General features: G+C 60.5%; 5 protein-coding genes. 1 reads left to right on the forward strand and 4 read right to left on the reverse strand.

The window, feature by feature from the left end; all coding sequences use genetic code 11:
- From K309_RS0134140 to K309_RS38770, 3 genes are all read right to left on the reverse strand, one after another.
- On the reverse strand, positions 1-538 hold a 538-nt coding region (locus K309_RS0134140), incomplete at its 3' end, for an IS630 family transposase (protein WP_029050381.1).
- An 80-nt stretch (positions 539-618) separates the two neighbouring features.
- Positions 619-834 carry a hypothetical protein gene (locus tag K309_RS0134145; RefSeq protein ID WP_029050382.1) on the reverse strand — a complete coding sequence of 72 codons (216 nt, stop codon included), beginning with the start codon at positions 832-834 and terminating at the stop codon, positions 619-621.
- Positions 797-1852, reverse strand: a complete 1056-nt coding sequence (locus tag K309_RS38770) for a glycosyltransferase family 4 protein (protein ID WP_084402707.1) — start codon at positions 1850-1852, stop codon at positions 797-799. The genes K309_RS0134145 and K309_RS38770 overlap by 38 nt, the downstream gene beginning before the upstream one ends.
- Before the next feature lie 925 nt (positions 1853-2777).
- Here K309_RS38770 and K309_RS0134155 point away from each other — a divergent pair.
- Positions 2778-3272 (forward strand): ElaB/YgaM/YqjD family protein, encoded by a 495-nt coding sequence (locus K309_RS0134155; RefSeq protein ID WP_051320767.1) that lies wholly within the window; start codon positions 2778-2780, stop codon positions 3270-3272.
- A gap of 467 nt (positions 3273-3739) precedes the next feature.
- Here K309_RS0134155 and K309_RS43615 read toward each other — a convergent pair.
- On the reverse strand, positions 3740-3939 hold a 200-nt coding region (locus K309_RS43615), incomplete at its 5' end, for a hypothetical protein (RefSeq protein WP_232232636.1).

The raw sequence follows: 3939 nt of genomic DNA on the forward strand, positions 1-3939 counted from the left end.
TCTTCTCGTCAACGCACAACACCATGGCTTTGAGCGGTGGGTCGAGGTACAACCCCACGATATCGCGCACCTTCTCCACGAACAATGGGTCGGTGGAGAGCTTGAAGGTTTCCTGTCGATGAGGCTGCAGTCCAAACGCACGCCAGATACGCGTCACGGTCGACGCAGATAGATTTGCCGCGCGAGCCATACTGCGCGTGCTCCAGTGGGTGGCGTTGGCCGGCACGGATTCGAGCGTCTTGGCAATAACCGCATCCACCTGTGCATCATCGATGGACCTCGGTGCCCCTGGGCGCGGCGCATCGAGCAGTCCATCGAGCCGATGCGCCACGAACCGCGCACGCCATTTCGATACGGTTTGCTGAGTGACACGCTGCTTTGCCGCGACGGTCTTGTTGTCCAAGCCTTCAGCGCTAGCCAGCACAATGCGCGCGCGTAACGCCAACGCCTGTGCGGTCTTGCGCCGCATCGTCAGCGCCTTGAGTTGCTCGCGTTCGACCTCACTCAATACAAGTTCCGCCTTTGGTCTTCCTCTCATCACCACCTCGCCGCTTGCGTGCCTTCAACGCAGACTAACTATGTGGTGTCAATAATGCAGGGAACTTCTGGCGCAGGACACTAGTGGCGGGTCAGCACTCTGACCGGCCCTTGTCGGTCCAGCACATCGACCACGACGCGCTCACCCGAACGGCGCACGGCCACATCGGCGCTGCCGCCGTTCACCGCGAGGTTGCGGAACACTACTTCGTCAAGGAACGCTGGCAGCGAAGGGTTCTCAAAGGTGATGGCGGGCTCGTTAATGTCGAAGTCCAGCCCGAGGCAGGCTTGTAGCATCAGCAACGGTGCCGCCGCCGCCCAGGCCTGCGGCGCGCAGGCCACGGGGTAGAACGTAGGCCCCTGGCTGCGGTGGCGAGGAAATCCGCAGAACAGCTCCGGCAGGCGGCGCAAATCGATATAGCTGGATGCGGCGAACAAGCCTTCGAAAAGGCGGCTCGATTATTTCCGACACCGATCCGGCAGAAAAGGCCACCACCGGCGTGCCACATGCCATGGCCTCGATCATGACCAGCCCGAACGGCTCTGGCCAGTCGACCGGAAACAACAGCGCGCGCGCGTTGCCGAGAAATGCGCTCTTTTCCCGTTCGCCAATCTCTCCGATGTATTCCACGTGCGGATTCGCCGCCACCAGCGGGCCGATAGTGCTCTCCCAATAGCAGCGATCGACCCGGTCGATCTTGGCTGCGATCTTCAACTGCATGCCAGCGCGCCGGGCGATTTCGATCGCCCGGTCGGGGCGCTTTTCCGGCGCGATCCGCCCCAGGAAGGCCAGGTAATCGCCGCGCGGGTTGGCGCAGCACGTCAGCAATTGCGGTGGCAGGCCGTGGTGTACGGTGCCGGCCCAATTTACCGGTGGCATTGGAAGTCGTTGGGCCGCGGAAACAGACACCAGCGCAAAATCCGGAAAGGAAGCATAGAACGGCTGCAGGTCCGGCAGGTCAAGACGGCCGTGCAAAGTGGTCACAGACCGTATCGGCATGTGCCGCAGCAGCGGGTAATGCAGCATGTCGATATGGAAGTGCAGAACATCGAATTCCTCGGCGCGCGTCATCACACGGTTCACCATCATCAAATGATACGGCAGAGGATCGCAGACGCGTGTGTCCAGGCGCAATGCCAAGTTGCAGCACGGCACGAGTTCGGCACGCGTGACCGAGTCGCCGCTCGCAAACAGCGTGACATCGTGGCCTTGCTGCACGAGTTCTTCGGTTAAATAGGAAACGATGCGCTCTGTGCCACCATACGTGCTCGGCGGACAGCGTTCAGCCAACGGGGCAATCTGGGCAATCTTCATTGGCACGTCCGTCACGAAACGCAGCTGCTGCGACCCGTGAGGTCGAAGACTCGGCAGCCATCGCGCTTCCGTTGCAGAAATTTGGTGGGCTGTGGCCACGAAAACCAGTCCGACGCCTGCGATGTCATGTTCATCCCGGTTTCAGGTCTGTGTGCCGGTGCACCCGTCTACCCGCCAGTTCGACACGCTACTGTTGAATAGATGACTCCGGTGGCCGTCCGATGTCCAGTTGCCCCGGCTGACGGGGCGGCTTTTCCCGCCCAGATCTATGCATTGGATGGTCCACTTTTGGTGGCAACTGATGTGCTGGACGCACCCGTGGTTTCTCCGACTTATCGTTGTCGCGTCGTATGGGAGTCTTCATGATGCGTCTCCATAATCATGTCGCTCAACCTATCGAGCTTTACAGCAAGGACCGCGCCAGGGTACCACCGGCGCATTCGGGATCGCGGCACTCCCGCGAACTGGCCGGCTTCATCTCGCGGAACCGGTTATCACCGAACACACGGACCATTTTCCTCCGCTAAGTTTTTCGTGGGCTCCCGTGGTCGGTTGACTTGCGCTGGTCCGACACTCGGCGGTGATCACGACCCGGTTGCCGCATGCTGATCAACAGGTCTCGATTGCGCGCTGCGCTATATCGCCTTTGATGCTGTTTGAACCCGGCTACCAGTGTTGCCTGGGGTCGGCGGCGCTGAGGCCAACTCATCCATTCCGAGCCCGCGATGTGAAAATTACTTGTTCTTCGTGCAACGATGTATTGTGGCCCCCTGGCCCGGGTGACCGCCGTGCCTCCCATGACGCGCGACCGCGATGCGAACCTGCTGTCTGCCAGCCGGCGCATGCCAGGCATAAAAACTGCGCGGGTCGACCTCGGCGCAAAGGATCGGCCTGCGCGCGGTACGTTTCAATCCGGAGAAAGATCATGGAACAAGCAGAGATGAAAGGCACGCAAGCGAGCGGCCCCGTAACCAGCACGCCACATGTGCCTTCGTTCAGTGAGCGCGGAGCCGTTTCCCAGTCGACGTCCGGCTCCACATCCGGGGCCGTTTTCGCCCAGCGTGGGAATGATGCGCATGCTTCCGCCGAAGACAGGGAGTCGCAGGAACTTTCGCGCGAGCTGGACCGGCTGCTGGAGCGCCTTCCTGCCCTGGCCGGCGAAGAGCGCGACAAGGCCAAAGCTGATTTTCTAAAGCTCGCTGCAAAATCCGCTGGTACGGCCACGGAGCTGGTAGCCAAGTCGGCTGACGTCGCCAAGCGTGTCACCGGACAAGTCAAGTCCGGCTGGGCAAGCGGGCGAGAGCGCGCGGAATCCTTTGTTCATGCCAATCCGGTGCGCGCGGTTGGCATCGCCTTGGGCATCGGTTTGGTGCTCGGCGCGAGATTATTCGGAGCGTATCGGCGAGGCGACCCTCTGTGAACGTTCACGCGCAACCAGCGTATCCGTCAGCGGGGGTCGGAGGTACCGGCCTCGCTGGCGCAGACGCGCGGCTACATCCCCTCATTCGAGGGTGACCGGAAAGGGCATCAACCGGCTGGCGTTCGAAATGGGAGGTGAATGTGGAGATGGATAGATATTCATATCCTCAATGATGGATCTAGAAGTGAAGCAAGCAACACCCCTCGATCCGACCTAGTATGAAAGCGGTCCGCTTCCGAAACTGTTGGCTTTGGCGATCTCACTATCGCTTTGCAGGAGACTCGGTATGTTGAGTGATTCCGACTTCCGTGAACGCGTCAGGCGAAACCTCATAGATACCGTCCCCATGGAGGTTCGACGCGCCTGGAGCGAAGCAGAACTTTCAACTTGGTGGGCCACGATCTCAGCCCAGGATAGCGACCTGGGGGCTTACCGTCCAAGCGGCGACTCCCCGCCCGTCGAGCGCGTCATAGAAGTGTGCGAGGATTTGTTGGGGCCACATGCGAAGAACACTTAGCATACAGCAGCAGCGACCCGGTCCGGTAAATTCCTGACTTCTCAACTTGCGCTGCAAAGATCATCAATGCGCGTTGGCCGCCCGATTCCCGCTCCGAGATAAAGTCAAATCTGGTGTACGAAGGTTGATCGTGGCCGGTTCTCAGGCGGC

Origin of the sequence: Cupriavidus phytohabitans (assembly GCF_000426345.1) — a bacterium.
Lineage (GTDB): Bacteria > Pseudomonadota > Gammaproteobacteria > Burkholderiales > Burkholderiaceae > Cupriavidus.

Bases quoted from the DNA above. Each gene is read 5' to 3' on its own strand.
- K309_RS0134155 (WP_051320767.1), top strand. From the start codon at position 2,778: ATGGAACAAGCAGAGATGAAAGGCACGCAAGCGAGCGGCCCCGTAACC.
- K309_RS38770 (WP_084402707.1), bottom strand. From the start codon at position 1,852: ATGAAGATTGCCCAGATTGCCCCGTTGGCTGAACGCTGTCCGCCGAGC.
- K309_RS0134145 (WP_029050382.1), bottom strand. From the start codon at position 834: ATGCTACAAGCCTGCCTCGGGCTGGACTTCGACATTAACGAGCCCGCC.